Genomic DNA, 16,640 nt, shown 5'->3' with positions numbered 1-16,640 from the left:
CATTCACTCCGCCGCGCAGCGGAAGATTACGCTTCTTCGCTCAGCTCCGCGGCCTGCTCCTCGCGACGCGTCATCGTGAGCTTGCCCTCGACGATCTCGTGCAGGGCGATCGACAGCGGCTTGTCGTCCACCGACGAGTCGACGAGCGGGCCGACGTTGTCGAACAGATTGCCGTCGTGCAAGTCGGTGTAGTAATCGTTGATCTGACGGGCACGCTGCGAAGCGAAGACCACCAGGGCGTACTTCGAATCGACCTTCTCGAGCAGATCGTCGATGGGCGGGTCGATGATGCCGTTGGGGTTGGCCATTACACACTCCTCTAGTTGACCGTGCCATCTTACCTGAGGTTCTGGGGCGCCGCTGAGGCTTCGGGGTGACGGCTCAGCCGAGTAAGGATCGAACGAGCACGTGCCCGCGATCCGTCGTGAGCCTGACCCACGTGAGCGAGCGGGCGATCCGCACCGGTTCTTCCGCTCGCACGAAACCGAGCGCGTCCGCCGCAAAGGCTGCCGCAGCGGGAATCCCGGGCGCCATTTCAAGGCCCCACACGGAGGCCCGCACGCGCTGCACCACCGCGTCGCCCGGCTGCTCCGGGAGCGCCGCCGCAACCCGCGCCACCCCGTCGGCCGCGACGGCGAGCACCGAACCCGCGTCGAGGGTTCCCGCCGGTGACCAGCCCGACGCCGGGGGAAGCACGCCGGCCCACGCCGCGATGGGAGCCGAGTCCGGGAGTTCGAGCGTGCGCCCCGCGATACCGAGGCGCGCGAGCCGGTCGAGCACGGCGCGCCCCGGCACGGTGGCATCGATGGGCGCCTCAGGCGGCTCGGCAAGCCCGAACGCCCGCATGACGAGCACCACGGCAACGGGGTCGGTGATCCCTCGCGGCGCCTGCGTGCAGCCGAACACGGCGAGCGTGCTCCCCTGGCTCGTGATTCGCACGTCGGGTTGCCCAGCCCGGAGCAGCCGTTCGAGGAAGATCTTGACGTCGTCGCGCGTTGCCGCGTCGGCGAACGTGAGGGTGGCGGGCATGGTGCACGAGTCTAGCCGGAGGCGCCGCCCTAGACTGGGGTGAGCATTTCCGAGTGCAGACAACGGAGGTTCCCATGACCGCAGCGCCGAACCTGCTCGAGATGGTCACCGTGCTCGATTCCGAAGCACGCACCCGCTACGACGTGCTCACGGGCCGCTCTCTGCCGAATCCCTCCGGCAAGTCTTTCGGGGGCCAGGTGCTCGGTCAGGCGATCGCGGCGGCAGGCAGCACGGTGCCGGCGGATCGGGCCATCCACTCGATGCACGGTTACTTCCTGCGACCGGGCGACGGGGCCACCCGCATGACGTTCGAGGTGGACCGTCTGCACGACGGTCGCTCGTTCTCCACCCGACGTGTGCAGGCGTACCAGCACGGCGAGGCGAGGATGTCGATGATCTCGTCGTTCCAGACCGTGGATGACGGCCTCGAGCACCAGCAGCCGATCGACATGTCGAGCATCGTCGACCCCGAGAGCCTGCCGACCGTCTGGGAGCAGTACGGGCAGCTCGCCGGCGACGGCCGCGCCTCGTGGATGCTGAATCGACCCTTCGACTTCCGCTATGTCGAGTCCGACGTCGTACTGCGCGTCGCTGAGCGCACGTCGCGGCAACGCGTGTGGATGCGCAGCCGAGAGACCTTCGACGAGCCGCCGCTGCTCCAGGCCGCCGCGCTCGCCTTCGCGAGCGACTATCTGCTGCTCGAGCCCGTCATTCGCCAGCACGAAATTCCGTGGGCGACCCCGGGGCTGCGCGCGGCGAGTCTCGACCACGCCATGTGGTTCCACCGCCCGTTCCGGGTCGACGAGTGGCTGCTCTACGAGCTGGACTCCCCGACCGCGCAGGGCGGCCGCGGCCTCGTGCACGGTCGCTTCTACAACCGCGACGGTGAGCTCGTGGCCAGCGTGGCGCAGGAGGGCATGGTCCGCCTCGCCGGCGGCGCTCCCGAACAGGCGTGAGAACAGGGGCCTGGAGCGCGGGCCCCAGCGGCCCTCGCCTCAGCTGAGCGCCAGCCTCACCCTCGACGCAGCAGCAGCGGCTCGTCGGTCCACGCCTCCGCGGCGGCGCGACCCTCGCCGGTCAGTCGCACCGGGGCGAGCGTCGTCCCGTCGACCGTCACGATGTGCGAGATCGCCCGTGCCACCACCGAGCGCTCCACGGAAGCCCCATCCACGATCTCGTAGTGGACCTCCAGGCTCGATCCGCCGAGGCGTCCGATCCACAGTTCGATCGTGACCGGGTGCTCCGAGTACTCGAGCACCCGCAGGTACTCGATCTGCTGACTCGCGACGAGCATTTTCGGGCCGTGCGGGTCATCGGTGCGGAAGTGCCGCTCCATCCCGGTGCGCTCGCGCCCTGAGCCGAGCCAGAACGTGCGCACGCGCGCCTCCTCGAGGAAGCGCGCGAACGCCACGTTGTTGACATGCCCGTAGGCGTCCTGATCGCCCCAGCGCAGCTCCAGGTCGATGTGCGTCCGCGGCATGCGGCACTCCCTAGTCGCGCGTGAGCTTGCGGTAGGTGACGCGCGACGGCTTCGCCGCCTCGGCACCGAGCCGCTCGATCTTGTTCGCCTCGTACGCCTCGAAGTTGCCCTCGAACCAGTACCAGCTCGCGGGGTTCTCCTCGGTGCCCTCGTAGGCGAGGATGTGCGTCGCGATGCGGTCGAGGAACCACCGGTCGTGCGTAATGACCACGGCGCAGCCCGGGAACTCGAGCAGTGCATTCTCGAGGCTCGTCAGCGTCTCGACGTCGAGGTCGTTCGTCGGCTCGTCGAGCAGCAGCAGGTTGCCGCCCTGCTTGAGCGTCAGCGCGAGGTTGAGGCGGTTGCGCTCACCGCCCGACAGCACGCCGGAGGGCTTCTGCTGATCCGGTCCCTTGAACCCGAACGTCGAGACGTACGCGCGCGACGGGATCTCGGTGTTGCCGACCTGGATGTAGTCGAGCCCGTCGGAGACGACCTCCCACACCGTCTTCTTCGGGTCGATGCCGCCTCGGGTCTGATCGACGTAGCTGAGCTTCACGGTCTCACCGATCTTGAGCTCGCCCCCGTCGAGCGGCTCGATCCCGACGATCGTCTTGAAGAGCGTGGTCTTGCCGACGCCGTTCGGGCCGATGATACCGACGATGCCGTTGCGGGGCAGCGAGAACGAGAGGCCATCGATGAGCGTGCGACCGTCGAAGCCCTTGTTCAGGTCCTTCGCCTCGAGCACGAGGTTGCCGAGACGCGGGCCCGCGGGGATCTGGATCTCCTCGAAGTCCAGCTTCCGCGTGCGCTCGGCCTCCGCCGCCATCTCCTCGTAGCGCGCGAGACGCGCCTTCGACTTCGCCTGGCGCCCCTTCGCGTTGGTGCGCACCCACTCCAGCTCCTCCTTGAGGCGCTTCTGGAGCTTCTGATCCTTCTTGCCCTGCACCTCGAGACGAGCGGCCTTCTGCTCCAGGTAGGTGGAGTAGTTGCCCTCGTACGGGTAGAGACGGCCGCGGTCGACCTCGCAGATCCAGGTGGCCACGTGGTCGAGGAAGTAGCGATCGTGCGTCACCGCCATGACGGCGCCCGGGTACTTCGCGAGGTGCTGCTCGAGCCAGAGCACGCTCTCAGCGTCGAGGTGGTTCGTGGGCTCGTCGAGCAGCAGCAGGTCGGGCTTCTCGAGCAGCAGCTTGCAGAGCGCGACGCGGCGTTTCTCACCGCCCGAGAGGTTCGAGACGATGGCGTCGGCCGGCGGGCAGCGCAGCGCGTCCATCGCCTGCTCGAGCTGGTTGTCGAGGTCCCAGCCGTCGACCGCGTCGATGGCCTCCTGCAGCTCGCCCATCTCTGGCAGCAGCTTGTCGTAGTCGGCATCGGGGTTCGCCATTTCGAGCGAGATCTCGTTGAAGCGGTCGAGCTTGCCCTTGATCTCCGCGACGCCGCGCTGCACGTTCTCGAGCACGGTCTCGTCTTCGGCGAGCTCCGGCTCCTGCATGAGGATGCCGACCGAGTACCCCGGCGTCAGGATCGCCTCGCCGTTCGACGGCGTGTCGAGGCCTGCCATGATCTTCAGGATCGTGGACTTACCGGCGCCATTCGGGCCGACCACACCGATCTTCGCGCCCGGCAGGAACGCCATTGTCACGTCATCGAGGATCACCTTGTCGCCGTGCGCCTTGCGCGCGCGAACCATCTGGTAAATGTACTCAGCCATAGACACACTCGGGCGCGGGGCGCCCCGAACTCCTTTATGGGAACGAAGGGATGCGGATCGCCACCACTCTACCGCCCGGCGGCCGATCAGCCGATGGGCGCCGTCTCCCCGATCAGGCAGATGTCCTTGTTCGGGCCCAGTGCGGGTTCGTTCTTCGCCACGAAGCTGCGATCCGCCGTGACCATCTGCCCGATGAGACAGTCGGTTCCGAAGCGCACCGACACGAAGATGTTGTCGGCGACGAGACCGGTCTTACTGCGGTCGAAGCTCACCTGCATCATCGCGGGATCGAAGCCGGCCTCCGTCACCGCCTGCACGATGCTCGCCCCCTGCACGGGGGCGTCACCCTTGCTGTACGTGCGGAGCACCTCGGTGAAGTAGGGCAGGTTCTGCTCGGCCGTGCCGCCGGGAACAAACTCGGGCGCCTGCTCGGGGCTCGCCGGGGTCTCACGTTTTGGCGTCTCGGGGGTCGGGCCCTCGATCAGCGGCTTGATGAGCGGCTCGATGACGCTGCAGCCGCTGAGCAGCGCGGTGCCCATCAGTCCTGCGGCGAGCGCGAGAGCGATGGAGCGGCGGCGGGACGATGACGCAGTGTTCACGCGGTCAGTTTAGGAGGTGGCGCTACGACATAACTGGCCATTCACTGAGGTCAGCAGGATCATGCATGACTGTTCCACAGTGTGGGCTTCGGTGCGCAGTATCCCGAGTTGTCCCCATTGCGGGCGGATCGCTGCGCGCGACCGATCTCCGCGTCCATTCTGGTGTTCAGCGGGCGGCCCGGACTTCGCACGGCACGGGCCGCCCGCACCACCCGAGAGTTTTGTCTGCTCGCCGCATCCGGTCGAGTTGAGTGAATGGAGAGAGAACATGAGTCAGCCCCTCTGCGTCGTCGGCACCGTCGCCACTGTCCCCAAGCTGATCGCACCTCCCGGGCGCGCGGCTTTCTGCTCGTTCCGGCTCGCGTCCACCGAGCGTCGCTTCGACACCGAGCGAAAGCAATGGGTAGACGGCGAGACCAACTGGTTCACGGTGAACACCTTCCGCACGATGGCGGAACACGCGGCCGAGTCGTTCGCGAAGGGCGACCGCGTCGTGGTGAACGGGCGGCTTCGCGTGCGCCACTGGGAGAAGGACGACAAGTCTGGCACGAGCGTCGACATCGAGGCGGACGCGGTCGGGCACGATCTGCGCTGGGGCGTCACCCGATTCACGAGGCGCCCGGCCGCGAGCCAGGCGCCGGGCGGCACCGCGAGCGAGGGAAGCCCGTCGTCGGACGCGTCGAGCGGCGGTGCCGGAGCGGCGGACGGTGCGGAGCGCACTGACGGCACCTTCGGCCAGTCGACCGCGGGAACCGAGCAGGTCGGCTGGCTTGCCGCGACATCGGAGGGTGGCGCTATTGGCGCGAGCGACACCGCCAGCGAGAACGGCGATCAGCCCGTCTCGACCGCGGACGCAGATGGCGCCACCGAGGAGACGCTCCCTTCAGCGGCATAGCTGGGGCGCTCCCCTCAGCGGCACAGCGGAGGCGCGCCCCTATGCGGCATAGCGGAGCCGACCTGCTCTAGCGCAGGTACTCGGCGAACGAGGCGCGCACCTTGTTCACCTTCGGCACCGCCACGGCGAGGCAGTACCCCTGGGTCGGGTTCTTCGCGAAGAAGTCCTGGTGGTACTCCTCCGCCGTGTACACGGCACCGAGCGGCTCGATCGTCGTGACGATCTCCCCCGGCCACAGCTCAGCCGCGCGCTCGCGAGCGGCCTCGAAGATAGCGCGCTGCTCGGCATCTGCCGGGAACATCGCGGAACGGTACTGCGTGCCCACGTCGTTGCCCTGGCGGTTGAGCTGGGTCGGGTCGTGCATCGTGAAGAACGCGTCGAGAATCACGTCCGACGGGATGGTCTCCGGGTCGAACGTCACCGCAACCGCCTCCGCGTGCCCCGTCGTGCCGGTGCAGACGGCGTCGTAGCTCGGCTGTTCGACGCTTCCTCCGGTGTACACCGAGACCACGTCGGTCACGCCGCGGAGCGCACGGTACGCCGCGTCGAGGCACCAGAAGCACCCTCCTGCGAGTACATAGGTCGTCGTACTCATCGTTCTCCCTCCGTCTGCTTCCACCACTGATCGTCCGGGCCGACGGGCATCCGGCGCTTGTGCTCCGAGGCGCGGTAGCGGCGCTCCAGGTTCTCGGCAGCCGCAGTCGGCACCTCGCGGCCCGACAGATACGCATCGATCTCCGCGTAGCTGACGCCGAGGCTCGACTCGTCGGTCTGCCCGGGGTCGTCGTCCAGCAGATCGGCGGTGGGCACCTTCTGCCAGAGGCGATCCGGCGCGCCGAGCTCCTGCAGCATGGCGGCGCCCTGCCCCTTCGTCAGTCCCTCGAGCGGCACCACGTCAGCGGCGCCATCTCCGAACTTGGTGTAGAAACCCGTGACCGCCTCAGCGGCGTGGTCGGTGCCGAGCACCAGCAGCCCTCGGTCCCCGGCAATCGCGTACTGCACCACCATGCGCATGCGCGCCTTGATGTTGCCGCGATTGAAGTCGGTCGTCGACTTCTCGTCGCCAGCGCCTGCGGCACCCGCGTCCACCGCGTCGACGAGCGCGACCGTCGCCGGCTTGATGTCGACGGTCAGCGTGCGGTCCGGCTGAATGAACTGCAGCGCGAGCTGCGCGTCGTCCTCGTCGTGCTGCACCCCGTACGGCAGCCGTACCGCGAAGAACTCCGCCTCGCGGCCCTCCGCACGAAGCCGCTCGGCGGCGAGCTGTGCGAGCCGACCCGCCAGCGTCGAATCCTGCCCGCCGGAGATACCCAGCACGAAGCCCCGCACCGTCGGCACCGACCGCGCATACTCCACCAGAAACTCGACGCGACGCTCGATCTCGCGCGCCGGGTCGGCATCGGCGTGCACCTGCAACGCGCTGCTGATCCGCTGCTGCATCTCACTCATGCGATCACCCTACTCCCCTGTTATTGCGTCCACATTTCATGAATTCGTCGCGGAGTCGCACCCTGCCGTATGGTCCGCGCCAACCCCGCTGCGCAACCCGAGTCGCGCCCCGCGACCCGTCCTACACCAGTTCCTCGACCGGCAGCAGGCAGCGGGGGCCGAGCAGCCCCTTGAGCTCCCCGAAAAGGTCGGCCGTAATCCGCACCTGCTGCGGCAACTCGAACACGCGGATCGCGGTGGAGGTCAGAAGGTGCAGCCGCACCTCGCTGTCGCCGCGGTGGCGCTGCAGCGTGCTCTTCAGCTCGTCCATCACCTGCTCGGTCGCGCGGGCGTCGGTCAGCGAGATCATGAGGGTCGACGTGTCCTCCTGCGACGAGACATCGATCGGCTTCACGCCGTAAGCGTGCATCGACATTCCGTCGTCGCGGGAGTTGATTTTCCCGCGGAGCGCGACCACGCTGTCCGGCTGCAGCAGGCTGCCGAACTCCTGGTACGACTTCCCCATGAAGAGCGCCTGCAGCTCACCGGTGAAGTCTTCGATCGTCACCATCCCGTAGAGGTTCCCGGACTTCGCCGTGCGGTGCTGCACGCTCGTGAGGAGCCCCGCGACCGTCACGATCTCGCCGTCGAAGCTCGGGCTCGCGTCCGGGTTCGTGATCTGCTGCACCGTCGCGCTCGCCTCCTTCGCGAGCGCCGCGTCGAGCCCGCGAAGCGGGTGATCCGACACATAGAGGCCGAGCATTTCGCGCTCGAACGCGAGCTTGTCCTTCTTCGTCCACTCGGGCCGCTCGGGCACCTGCGACACCGCTTCCGAGCTGCCGCTCGCCTCGGCGACCTCCGCGAACAGGCTGTCGAAGTCGAAGCCCACGTTGCCGTTCTCGGCATCGCGCTTCTCCTTCACCGCGCTCTCGATCGACGACTCGTGGATCTCGACGAGGGCGCGTCGCGTGCCGCCGAGCCCGTCGAACGCACCGGCCTTGATGAGCGACTCGATCGTGCGCTTATTCAGCGCGACGAGCGGCACCTTCTTCAAGTAGTCGTGGAACGACTCGAAGCGCCCCTTCGTCTCGCGCGCCTCGCGCACCGCCTCGACCACGTTCGTGCCCACGTTGCGAATCGCCCCGAGGCCGAAGCGGATATCGGTGCCGACGGCCGAGAAGTTCGCGAACGACTCGTTGACCGCGGGCGGAAGCACCTTGATGCCCATGCGACGGCACTCGTTGAGGTAGATCGCGAGCTTGTCCTTCGAGTCGCCGACGCTCGTCAGCAGCGCCGCCATGTACTCCGCGGGGTAGTGCTCCTTGAGGTAGGCGGTCCAGTAGCTGACGACGCCGTAGGCCGCGGAGTGCGCCTTGTTGAACGCGTAATCGGAGAAGGGCAGCAGAATGTCCCACAGCGCCTTCACCGCGGCGTCCGAGAACCCGCGCTCTTTCATGCCGCCGGAGAAGCCGGCGTACTGCTTGTCGAGCTCCGACTTCTTCTTCTTACCCATCGCGCGACGCAGAATGTCGGCCTGGCCGAGCGAGAAGCCGGCCACCCGCTGGGCGATCGACATCACCTGCTCCTGATAGATGATGAGGCCGTACGTGGTCTCGAGGATGTCCTTCAGCGGTTCCTCGAGCTCGGGGTGAATCGGCGTGATCGGCTGCAGGCCGTTCTTGCGGAGCGCGTAGTTGGTGTGCGAGTCGGCGCCCATCGGCCCCGGGCGGTAGAGCGCGAGCACGGCGGAGATGTCCTCGAAGTTGTCCGGCTTCATGAGCCGGAGCAGACCGCGCATCGGGCCGCCGTCGAGCTGGAACACGCCGAGCGTGTCGCCGCGCGCCAGCAACTCGTACGACGCCGCGTCGTCGAGCTCCAGTCGCTCGAGGTCGAGCTCCTCGCCGCGGTTCAGTCGAATGTTCTCGAGCGCGTCAGAGATGATCGTGAGGTTGCGCAGCCCCAGGAAGTCCATCTTGATGAGCCCGAGGCCCTCGCAGGTCGGGTAGTCGAACTGCGTAACGATCTGCCCGTCTTGCTCGCGCTTCTGCAGCGGGATGATGTCGATGAGCGGATCGCTCGACATGATGACGCCTGCGGCGTGCACGCCCCACTGACGCTTCAGCCCCTCGAGGCCGAGCGCGGTGTCGTAGACCGTCCTCGCCTCGGGGTCCTCCTGCAGCACCGCGCGGAACTCCGCCGCCTCCTTGTAGCGCGGGTGCGAGCTGTCGGTGATGCCCGAGAGCGGAATGTCCTTCGCCATCACCGCGGGCGGCATCGCCTTGGTGAGCTTCTCCCCCATGCCGAACGGGAAGCCGAGCACGCGCGACGCGTCCTTCAGCGCCTGCTTCGACTTGATCGTGCCGTACGTCACGATCTGCGCCACGCGCTCGTCGCCGTACTTCTCGGTCACGTACTTGATGACCTCGCCGCGGCGACGATCATCGAAGTCGACGTCGAAGTCGGGCATGGAGACGCGATCCGGGTTTAGGAAGCGCTCGAAGATGAGGCCGTGCTGCAGCGGATCCAGGTCGGTGATGCGCATCGCGTAGGCGACCATCGAGCCGGCGCCCGAGCCGCGGCCCGGCCCCACGCGGATGCCGTTGTCCTTCGACCAGTTGATGAAGTCCGCGACGACGAGGAAGTAGCCCGGGAAGCCCATCTGCGTGATGACGCCGATCTCGTACTCCGCCTGCTTGCGCACCGCGTCCGGAATCCCCGAGGGGTACCGATAGTTCAGCCCCTTCTCGACCTCCTTCACGAACCAGCTGTCCTCGGTCTCACCGGCGGGCACGGGGTAGCGCGGCATGTAGTTCGCCGAGGTGTTGAACTCGACGTTGCAGCGCTCGGCGATGAGCAGCGTGTTGTCGCACGCCTCGGGGAAGTCGCGGAAGATGTGCCGCATCTCGGCGGCCGACTTCAGGTAGTAGCCCGATCCGTCGAACTTGAAGCGGTTCGGGTCGTCGAGGCGCGACCCCGACTGCACGCAGAGCAGCGCCGAGTGCGCCTCGGCGTCGGCCTCGTGCACGTAGTGCAGGTCGTTCGTCGCGACGAGCGGGATCGACAGGTCCTTCGCGATTTTCACGAGGTCGGTCTGCACGCGCCGCTCGATCTCGAGGCCGTGGTCCATCAGCTCGCAGAAGAAATTTTCACGTCCGAAGATGTCTTGGAACTCGGCGGCCGCCTGACGCGCCTCCTGGTACTGCCCGAGGCGGAGGCGCGTCTGAATCTCGCCCGACGGGCAGCCGGTCGTCGTGATGAGCCCCTTGCCGTAGGTCTGGAGCAGCTCGCGGTCCATGCGCGGCTTGAAGTAGTAGCCCTCGAGCGAGGCGTAGCTCGAGAGCCGGAAGAGGTTGTGCATGCCCTCGGTCGATTCCGAGAGCATCGTCATGTGGGTGTACGCGCCCGCGCCCGACACGTCGTCACCGCCGCCATCGCCCCAGCGCACACGCGTCTTGTCGCTGCGGTGGGTGCCCGGCGTGAGGTATGCCTCGATGCCGATGATGGGATTCAGGCCGTGATCCTTCGCCTGCTTCCAGAAGTCGAACGCGCCGAAGGTGTTGCCGTGGTCGGTCACCGCGACCGCGGGCATGCCCTGCGCCTCAACCGCCTCCATGAGCTGCCCCACGCGCGCCGCCCCGTCGAGCATCGAATACTCGCTGTGCACATGCAGGTGAACGAAACCGTCTGCGTCTGACACCGATGGAACCCCTCTCGCCGACTTCGTCCAGGGTACTCCGCGCCACCGATAAACTCGCCCCCGCCCACCCTCCCGGCGCGCCCGCGCTCAGGCCAGCACGCCCCGCGCCCGCGGAATCAACCGAATGAGTAGCGAAGCCGCATAACTCAGCACCAGGGTGACCGCGGTGAGGATCGCCACAGAGGCCCACGGCTCGGCGAACTCGGTGGTGATCCCGCACTGCCGCAGCACCCAGAGAAAGGACGGGTGCACGAGATAGATCCCGAACGACGCTCCGGCGACCGACGTCACGAAGCGCCCCCATCGAGGCGAGAAGCGATGAGCGTCTCCCCACGCCTTCGCGCCGAGAAAGACCGCAACCGACATCGCCGCGACGTTCAGCGTCACGAAGTCGAAGTAGCGCTCGTCCGTCTGCCCCGCAGCGCTCGAGGCGGCGAGCGTGCCGAGCGCGGTCCCGACCGCCCCCGCCACCCCGGCGAGCGCCGACCACCAGCACACCGCCCGCGAGACGCGCGCCGTGTGGAGCAGGTACCCGAGCACGAAGTAGCCCGAGTAGCCGAGCACGAGGTCGAAGCGCATCGTGCCGAGCACCTGCTCCAGCAGCTCCCCCGCCACGGGCACGTCGGTGAGGAGCGGGAGGGCACCCGCAAACACGGCCGCGAGCGCGACGAAGTACCACGCGACCCGTCGATCCGCCGCGACCATGCGAAGGATCGGCGTACCGAGATTCAGGCCGATCAGCGCGAGCAGGAACCAGAGGTGGAAATGGCCGGTCACGAGCTCGGTGACGAACTCCAGCGGATCGCGGCTGCCGCCGGGCCCGTACACCGTGAGCGCCGCGTACCCCGCCGACCACACGAGGTATCCGATGAGGAGGCGCACCACCCGCCGACGCAGCGAGCGCGCACGCACCGTGCGGCCGGGATCGAGGAAGAGGGCGCCCGAGATCATGAAGAAGATGGGGACGCACCAGCGCAGCGCACTGTTGATCCAGGTCAGCTCGATCGAGCGTGCGGTGTCGACCGGGATCGCGTGCCACTCGGTGATGGCGGCGTGGATGGCGATGACCGCGACCGTCGCGACGACGCGGAGCAGCTCGAAGTACTCGATACGCGCGCCTCGAGGCGCACCGCTCCCCTGCGGTACGGCATTCCCACGAGGGGCGACGGATCGGCTTCCCATGTCGAGGAAGCGTAGCAAGCCCCTCCGCGCGCACCCCTGAGTTTCCCGACTTTCCGTAGGAGCGACCGGCGGACCTACACCCTCGGCCGTCCGCCGCGCAAGATCAGGCGCTTCCCGGTCGACCGGAAGTATGGTGATTTCGAGGGGACCGGGGCCGCACGGAGTACGCGGCGCATCGCAGCACTCGCGGAGCACCGCACCGCTCGCGCTGAGCACCACACGACACTCGCGAGGCACCGCACCGCATCGCCCGTACTGCAACACCACCCTGAGGAGGCGCATCGTGACTGAGAGCGAGTCTCACCCGCGCGTGAGCGTGGTCATCCCCGTCTACAATTCGATGCCGTACCTGACGGGCACGATCGAGTCGCTGCTTGCCCAGAACCTCGCGGCCTTCGAGATCATCGCGGTCGACGACGGATCGACCGACGGTTCGGGTGCAGAGCTTGATCGCTTCGCAGCGCTCGACGAACGGGTCTCGGTCGTGCACCAGCCGAACAGCGGTTGGCCGGGTATGCCGCGCAATCGCGGACTTGAGCGCGCTCGCGGGAAGTTCGTGCTGTTCATGGACGCGGACGACGCGCTCGTACCCACGGCGCTCAGTGAGATGGTGGCGCAGGCCGACGAGCGCGGCGCAGACGTGGTCATTCCGCGATTCGCGGGCACCGGGGGCCGCGACGTGCAGGCGCTGTTCGACCGGCATCCGGAGGGCGACATCACGCTCGAGCGCGCGATGGAGACGATCTCTCCGCAGAAGCTCTTCCGCCGCTCGATGCTCGACGCCGCGAAGCTGCGCTTTCCCGAGGGTGAGGTGCGTCTCGAAGACGGCATCTTCGTCGCCCAGGCCTACGTGCGCGCTCGCCGCATCACGTTCTGCGGAAAGGAGCCGCTCTACCTGATCGCGCTGCGCGATGACGGCGCGAACATCTCCAGGCGCAGCATCGACCCCGAGAACTACGTCTCCTCGTGCCGGCGCATCGCCGAGACGCTTCGCTCGGGCGTCGCCGACGAGCGCCGCGCGAACGCGCTCGTATTACAGTTCTTCACTCGGAAGGGGCTGCGCTTCTACGCTCCGAAGCGGTGGCTGCCAATGGACGCGGAGCGCCGGCGCACCTGGGTGTCCCTCCACCAAGCCTTTCTCGCCGATCTCCTTCCCGCTGAGAGCGACCGACAGGTCGTGAACCCCACAGATCGGCGGAAGCTCGCGCTGATCCGGCGGGGCGACGTTGCGGCGCTGGATCGGCTCATCTCTGCCGCGCCCGCCCTTGCCCATCGATCACGCGCGGTCGCGACACGTCAGATCCCCGGCGCGATCGAACTCACGATTGAGCTCGAACCGAGTGCCGCCCACTCGCCGCTGCGCGGGGTCGGCAGGGGCTTCCGCGCTCGCCTCGCCGATCGCCTCTACCGCTCCTCCCGGCCGGCCATGGGCAACCGTTGGGTGCGCGGTGGCTCCCGCTGGCTCGCGCGCATCGTGACCGGTGGCGCGGTCGGCGCGACGCTGCTCCTCGCGGGGCGGCGGGTGGCGCGCCCAGCTGCCATTCCGGGGCGCCTCGCGGCGAGCCCGCTGAGCGGCCCGAATGACCGCGGCACGGGCGCTGCGGCTCCGGCTCGTTTCCGCTTCGTCGTGCCGAACTCGACGTTGCGTCGCTACGGCGCGGACCGCGTCGATCTCTGGACGGTCGCACACTCGAGCGCGGCGCTCAGCGGCGGCCGCGAGCGGGTGACGGCGGATCCCGCGGCGTCCAAAACCGTCGGCGGCGTGAGGCTGTACATGACCTCGCGCGGAAACCTGAGTCTGCACACCCCGCGCTCACGTCGCTGAGCCGCGCAAGACGTCCGGCCCGCCGCGCCTGAAGTCGCAGCGGCAGCGGCAGCGCGCGATCCGCCCGCCCGGTGGCATCGAGCGTTTCGCAGTCCGAGGCGTCGAGCGCCCTGGCGCCCTAGGCGTCGAGCACGTCGAGTGCGTGCTGCAGGTCCTCCGGGTAGCGACTCTCGAACTCAACGGGCTCTCCGGAGCCCGGGTGGCGGAACCCCAAGCGCATCGCATGGAGCCACTGCCGGGTGAGGCCGAGGCGAGCCGAGAGCGTCGGGTCTGCGCCGTACATGCCGTCGCCGACGCACGGGTGGCGCTGAGCCGACATGTGCACGCGGATCTGATGCGTACGGCCCGTCTCCAGGTGAACCTCGAGCAGCGAGGCGTACGGGAAGGCCTCGAGCGTCTCGTAGTGCGTCACCGAGGGCTTGCCATCGCGCGTCACGGCGAACTTCCACTCGTGCGAGGGGTGGCGCCCGATCGGGCCTTCGATGGTGCCCGCGAAGGGATCCGGGTGGCCCTGCACGACCGCGTGATAGATCTTCTCGACCTCGCGCTCCTTGAACGCGCGCTTGAGCAGGGTATACGCTCGCTCGCTCTTCGCGACGACCATGAGGCCGCTCGTGCCTGCGTCGAGTCGATGCACCACGCCCTGCCGCTCGGGCGGACCCGACGTCGCGATCGTGAAACCGGCCCCCGCGAGCGCGCCGAGCACCGTGGGCCCCTCCCAGCCGAGCGATGGATGGGCGGCCACGCCGGCCGGCTTGTCGACGACCACGATGTCGTCGTCATCGTGCACGATCCCGAGTTCGGGCAGCTCGACGGGCACGACCTCGGGGCCGCGCTTCTCGGTCCAGGTGACCTCGAGCCAGCTGCCGGCGGTCAACCGATCCGACTTGCCGAGCGTGCGGCCGTCGAGAGACACGCCGCCCTCAGCGGCGATCTCGGCGGCGAAGCTCCGGGAGAAGCCAAGCATCTTCGCGAGCGCCGCGTCGACGCGCTCCCCCGCGAGCCCGTCGGGCACCGGAAGGCTACGCTGCTCCATTGCGCTCCGCATCGGCATCGCCGGACTCGGGAGAGCGGACTCCAGTGTGTTCACCGGAAGTAGGAGCCGAGTCATCCGATCCACGCTTCGGCCGCACGTTGCCGTCGAGCGGCACGCCGAAGAGCGTGATGACGATGAAGAGCAGCATGCCGCCCACAATCGACATGTCCGCGATGTTGTAGATCGCCTCGTTGAAGCCCAGCCACATCCACGGGGTCGAGATGAAGTCGATGACGTGCCCCTGCGGGAAGCCCGGATCCCGTGTGAGGCGATCCGTCAGATTCCCGAGAACGCCGCCGAGCAGCAAGCCGAGGAATAGCGCCCACGGCACGGAACGCAATCGCTTGATCTGCCAGAGCACCACGACCACCACGACGGCCGCGATGATCGTGAAGATCCAGGTCGAGCCGGTGGCAAGGGAGAACGCGGCCCCCGGGTTGCGTACGAAATGCAAGCGGAGCACGTCGCCCCAAACCTGAACCGTCTGGCCCTCGGTGAGGGTACCGACCACCCAGTTCTTGACGAGTTGGTCCACGAGAAGCACGGCTGCCGCCACTCCGATCAGGAGCAGCGGCACCAGTGCACTTCGTCGCGGTGAGCGAGGTTCGGCCGAGGGCTCAGAACCTTCCGAAGCAGAAACGTCAGTCACGCCTCGGTCTACTGCAGACCGTCGGGTGCGCCGGCCGGCTCGGGCGAGCCGTCGAGGCCGCGCAGCTGCGACTGGATGTAGGAGCGCAGCGTCGAGCGGTACTCGCTCTCGAACTGGCGCAGGTCCTTGATCTTGAACTGCAGATCCGAGCGCTCCTCGCTCAACTGGCGCAGCTCGTCGGCGCGCTGCTTCTGCGCCTCGTCGATGAGCTGCTTCGCGGTGCGCTCAGCATCCTCGATCATCTGATCGCGCTTCGCCTCAGCCTCCGAAATCAGCTTGTCGCGGGTCGCCTCGCCCTCGTGCACGTGCTTGTCGTGAAGCTCGAGCGCGAGCTGCAGCATGGCGCTCGACTTGACGGCGTCAGGCTGCGCGGTCTCGGTCGCCTGCGGCGCTGCGGGAGCGGAAGCGGGTGCCTGAGCCGGCTGCGATGCGGGCTTGGGCGCGTCGACGACGATGGTCTGCTCGGACGCGGCCTCGGACTTCTCCCCGGGAGCGCTGGCCGCGGCCTTCTCGGCAGCCTCGAGCTTCGTCTTGAGCTCCTCGATTTCGGCCCGCAGCTCCGCCTTCTCCTGCTCGTGCTGACGTAGCTCCTCGACGATCGTATCGAGGAAATCATCGACCTGGTCGAGATCGTAACCGTCGCGGAACTTGGTAATCGTGAACTTCTGGTTCACGACATCTTCGGGAGTCAGGGCCATCGTTACGTCTCTTTCGCTTCGGGTCCACTTGACGTGGTCTAGGACAACGCTAGCAAATAATGTTGGAATCTCGCAGGTCGGTCGCCGTACTCAGTACTCGCTCTCCGCCCGGGTCGCCATCGTGGGCTCCTCGGACTACCAGGCTCCCAGGATCGCGATCAGAATCCAACAGGCGACCATCGTGAGCATCCAGCCCAGATCGATCGCGACCTGGCCGAGGCGTATCGGCGGGAAGAGCCTGCGGAACATGCGGATCGGCGGATCGGTCACCGTGTACACGAGTTCGACCAGCACCGCCCAGAACCCGCGCGGCCGGAACCTCCGGTTGAGCACCGTGATCCAGTCGAGCACGAACCGGGCCCAGAGAATAAACGTGTAGATCCGGAGCGCCAGGCGGAGAATGAAGGCGATCGCCGCAACGACCTCCAC

At 67.7% G+C, this 16,640-nt stretch carries 16 protein-coding genes; 3 read left to right on the top strand and 13 right to left on the bottom strand.

Annotation, left to right across the window (positions count from 1 at the left end):
• Positions 1 to 26 precede the first annotated feature (26 nt).
• Positions 27 to 308, bottom strand: coding sequence for a DNA-directed RNA polymerase subunit omega (gene rpoZ / locus WFH00_RS03455; protein WP_336659232.1), 282 nt, complete (start codon positions 306 to 308; stop codon positions 27 to 29).
• 73 nt (positions 309 to 381) lie between these two features.
• The gene (locus WFH00_RS03450; RefSeq protein WP_336659231.1) at positions 382 to 1,029 is read right to left on the bottom strand and encodes a hypothetical protein; all 648 of its coding nucleotides are present in this window, start codon (positions 1,027 to 1,029) and stop codon (positions 382 to 384) included.
• Positions 1,030 to 1,103: 74 nt separating this feature from the next.
• Here WFH00_RS03450 and WFH00_RS03445 point away from each other — a divergent pair, with 74 nt between their 5' ends.
• Positions 1,104 to 1,985: an acyl-CoA thioesterase gene (locus WFH00_RS03445; RefSeq protein ID WP_336659230.1), complete on the top strand. Its 882-nt coding sequence runs from the start codon at positions 1,104 to 1,106 to the stop codon at positions 1,983 to 1,985.
• A 56-nt stretch (positions 1,986 to 2,041) separates the two neighbouring features.
• Here WFH00_RS03445 and WFH00_RS03440 read toward each other — a convergent pair whose 3' ends face one another.
• The 3 genes from WFH00_RS03440 to WFH00_RS03430 all read right to left on the bottom strand — a co-directional run bounded on the left by WFH00_RS03440 (position 2,042) and on the right by WFH00_RS03430 (position 4,801).
• Complete coding sequence (locus tag WFH00_RS03440; RefSeq protein ID WP_336659229.1) at positions 2,042 to 2,509, bottom strand: acyl-CoA thioesterase; 468 nt, start codon at positions 2,507 to 2,509, stop codon at positions 2,042 to 2,044.
• 10 nt (positions 2,510 to 2,519) lie between these two features.
• Positions 2,520 to 4,202: an energy-dependent translational throttle protein EttA gene (gene ettA / locus WFH00_RS03435; RefSeq protein ID WP_336659228.1), complete on the bottom strand. Its 1,683-nt coding sequence runs from the start codon at positions 4,200 to 4,202 to the stop codon at positions 2,520 to 2,522.
• Positions 4,203 to 4,288: 86 nt separating this feature from the next.
• On the bottom strand, positions 4,289 to 4,801 hold the full coding sequence (locus WFH00_RS03430) for a DUF6993 domain-containing protein (protein ID WP_336659227.1): 513 nt from the start codon (positions 4,799 to 4,801) through the stop codon (positions 4,289 to 4,291).
• Positions 4,802 to 5,069: 268 nt separating this feature from the next.
• Between WFH00_RS03430 and ssb the strand changes: the two genes are divergently transcribed.
• Positions 5,070 to 5,696, top strand: coding sequence for a single-stranded DNA-binding protein (ssb, locus tag WFH00_RS03425; RefSeq protein ID WP_336659226.1), 627 nt, complete (start codon positions 5,070 to 5,072; stop codon positions 5,694 to 5,696).
• Between the two features lie 67 nt (positions 5,697 to 5,763).
• Here the strand turns inward: ssb and msrA are convergent, their stop codons facing one another.
• The 4 genes from msrA to WFH00_RS03405 form a co-directional block, all read right to left on the bottom strand.
• Positions 5,764 to 6,291 carry a peptide-methionine (S)-S-oxide reductase MsrA gene (gene msrA / locus WFH00_RS03420; RefSeq protein ID WP_336659225.1) on the bottom strand — a complete coding sequence of 176 codons (528 nt, stop codon included), beginning with the start codon at positions 6,289 to 6,291 and terminating at the stop codon, positions 5,764 to 5,766.
• The gene (gene nadE / locus WFH00_RS03415) at positions 6,288 to 7,145 is read right to left on the bottom strand and encodes an ammonia-dependent NAD(+) synthetase (RefSeq protein WP_336659224.1); all 858 of its coding nucleotides are present in this window, start codon (positions 7,143 to 7,145) and stop codon (positions 6,288 to 6,290) included. The genes msrA and nadE overlap by 4 nt, the downstream gene beginning before the upstream one ends.
• 121 nt (positions 7,146 to 7,266) lie before the next feature.
• The gene (dnaE, locus tag WFH00_RS03410; RefSeq protein WP_442918795.1) at positions 7,267 to 10,770 is read right to left on the bottom strand and encodes a DNA polymerase III subunit alpha; all 3,504 of its coding nucleotides are present in this window, start codon (positions 10,768 to 10,770) and stop codon (positions 7,267 to 7,269) included.
• A 138-nt stretch (positions 10,771 to 10,908) separates the two neighbouring features.
• A complete protein-coding gene (locus tag WFH00_RS03405) occupies positions 10,909 to 12,003 on the bottom strand; it encodes an acyltransferase (RefSeq protein ID WP_336659222.1) in 1,095 nt (364 codons plus the stop codon).
• Positions 12,004 to 12,286: 283 nt separating this feature from the next.
• On the opposite strand from WFH00_RS03405, the gene WFH00_RS03400 reads away from it, so the two are divergent.
• The gene (locus WFH00_RS03400) at positions 12,287 to 13,828 is read left to right on the top strand and encodes a glycosyltransferase family 2 protein (protein ID WP_336659221.1); all 1,542 of its coding nucleotides are present in this window, start codon (positions 12,287 to 12,289) and stop codon (positions 13,826 to 13,828) included.
• Positions 13,829 to 13,946: 118 nt separating this feature from the next.
• Here WFH00_RS03400 and WFH00_RS03395 read toward each other — a convergent pair whose 3' ends face one another.
• The 4 genes from WFH00_RS03395 to WFH00_RS03380 form a co-directional block, all read right to left on the bottom strand.
• On the bottom strand, positions 13,947 to 14,864 hold the full coding sequence (locus WFH00_RS03395) for an RluA family pseudouridine synthase (protein WP_336659220.1): 918 nt from the start codon (positions 14,862 to 14,864) through the stop codon (positions 13,947 to 13,949).
• Positions 14,851 to 15,441, bottom strand: a complete 591-nt coding sequence (lspA, locus tag WFH00_RS03390) for a signal peptidase II (protein WP_336659219.1) — start codon at positions 15,439 to 15,441, stop codon at positions 14,851 to 14,853. The genes WFH00_RS03395 and lspA overlap by 14 nt, the downstream gene beginning before the upstream one ends.
• A gap of 80 nt (positions 15,442 to 15,521) precedes the next feature.
• Positions 15,522 to 16,211 (bottom strand): DivIVA domain-containing protein, encoded by a 690-nt coding sequence (locus WFH00_RS03385; protein ID WP_336659218.1) that lies wholly within the window; start codon positions 16,209 to 16,211, stop codon positions 15,522 to 15,524.
• Between the two features lie 135 nt (positions 16,212 to 16,346).
• Positions 16,347 to 16,640 carry a YggT family protein gene (locus tag WFH00_RS03380; RefSeq protein ID WP_336659217.1) on the bottom strand — a complete coding sequence of 98 codons (294 nt, stop codon included), beginning with the start codon at positions 16,638 to 16,640 and terminating at the stop codon, positions 16,347 to 16,349.

Origin of the sequence: Leucobacter sp. USHLN153 (genome assembly GCF_037145615.1) — a bacterium.
Classification (GTDB): domain Bacteria; phylum Actinomycetota; class Actinomycetes; order Actinomycetales; family Microbacteriaceae; genus Leucobacter.
Note: the sequence above shows the minus strand (reverse complement) of the source record. Positions and strands in the feature narration are given on the sequence as shown.

Excerpts from the sequence above, each read along its gene's own strand:
- rpoZ (WP_336659232.1), bottom strand. The coding sequence starts at position 308 with ATGGCCAACCCCAACGGCATCATCGACCCGCCCATCGACGATCTGCTC.
- WFH00_RS03450 (WP_336659231.1), bottom strand. The coding sequence starts at position 1,029 with ATGCCCGCCACCCTCACGTTCGCCGACGCGGCAACGCGCGACGACGTC.
- WFH00_RS03445 (WP_336659230.1), top strand. The coding sequence starts at position 1,104 with ATGACCGCAGCGCCGAACCTGCTCGAGATGGTCACCGTGCTCGATTCC.
- WFH00_RS03440 (WP_336659229.1), bottom strand. The coding sequence starts at position 2,509 with ATGCCGCGGACGCACATCGACCTGGAGCTGCGCTGGGGCGATCAGGAC.
- ettA (WP_336659228.1), bottom strand. The coding sequence starts at position 4,202 with ATGGCTGAGTACATTTACCAGATGGTTCGCGCGCGCAAGGCGCACGGC.
- ssb (WP_336659226.1), top strand. The coding sequence starts at position 5,070 with ATGAGTCAGCCCCTCTGCGTCGTCGGCACCGTCGCCACTGTCCCCAAG.
- msrA (WP_336659225.1), bottom strand. The coding sequence starts at position 6,291 with ATGAGTACGACGACCTATGTACTCGCAGGAGGGTGCTTCTGGTGCCTC.
- nadE (WP_336659224.1), bottom strand. The coding sequence starts at position 7,145 with ATGAGTGAGATGCAGCAGCGGATCAGCAGCGCGTTGCAGGTGCACGCC.
- dnaE (WP_442918795.1), bottom strand. The coding sequence starts at position 10,770 with ATGCTCGACGGGGCGGCGCGCGTGGGGCAGCTCATGGAGGCGGTTGAG.
- WFH00_RS03405 (WP_336659222.1), bottom strand. The coding sequence starts at position 12,003 with ATGGGAAGCCGATCCGTCGCCCCTCGTGGGAATGCCGTACCGCAGGGG.
- WFH00_RS03395 (WP_336659220.1), bottom strand. The coding sequence starts at position 14,864 with ATGGAGCAGCGTAGCCTTCCGGTGCCCGACGGGCTCGCGGGGGAGCGC.
- WFH00_RS03385 (WP_336659218.1), bottom strand. The coding sequence starts at position 16,211 with ATGGCCCTGACTCCCGAAGATGTCGTGAACCAGAAGTTCACGATTACC.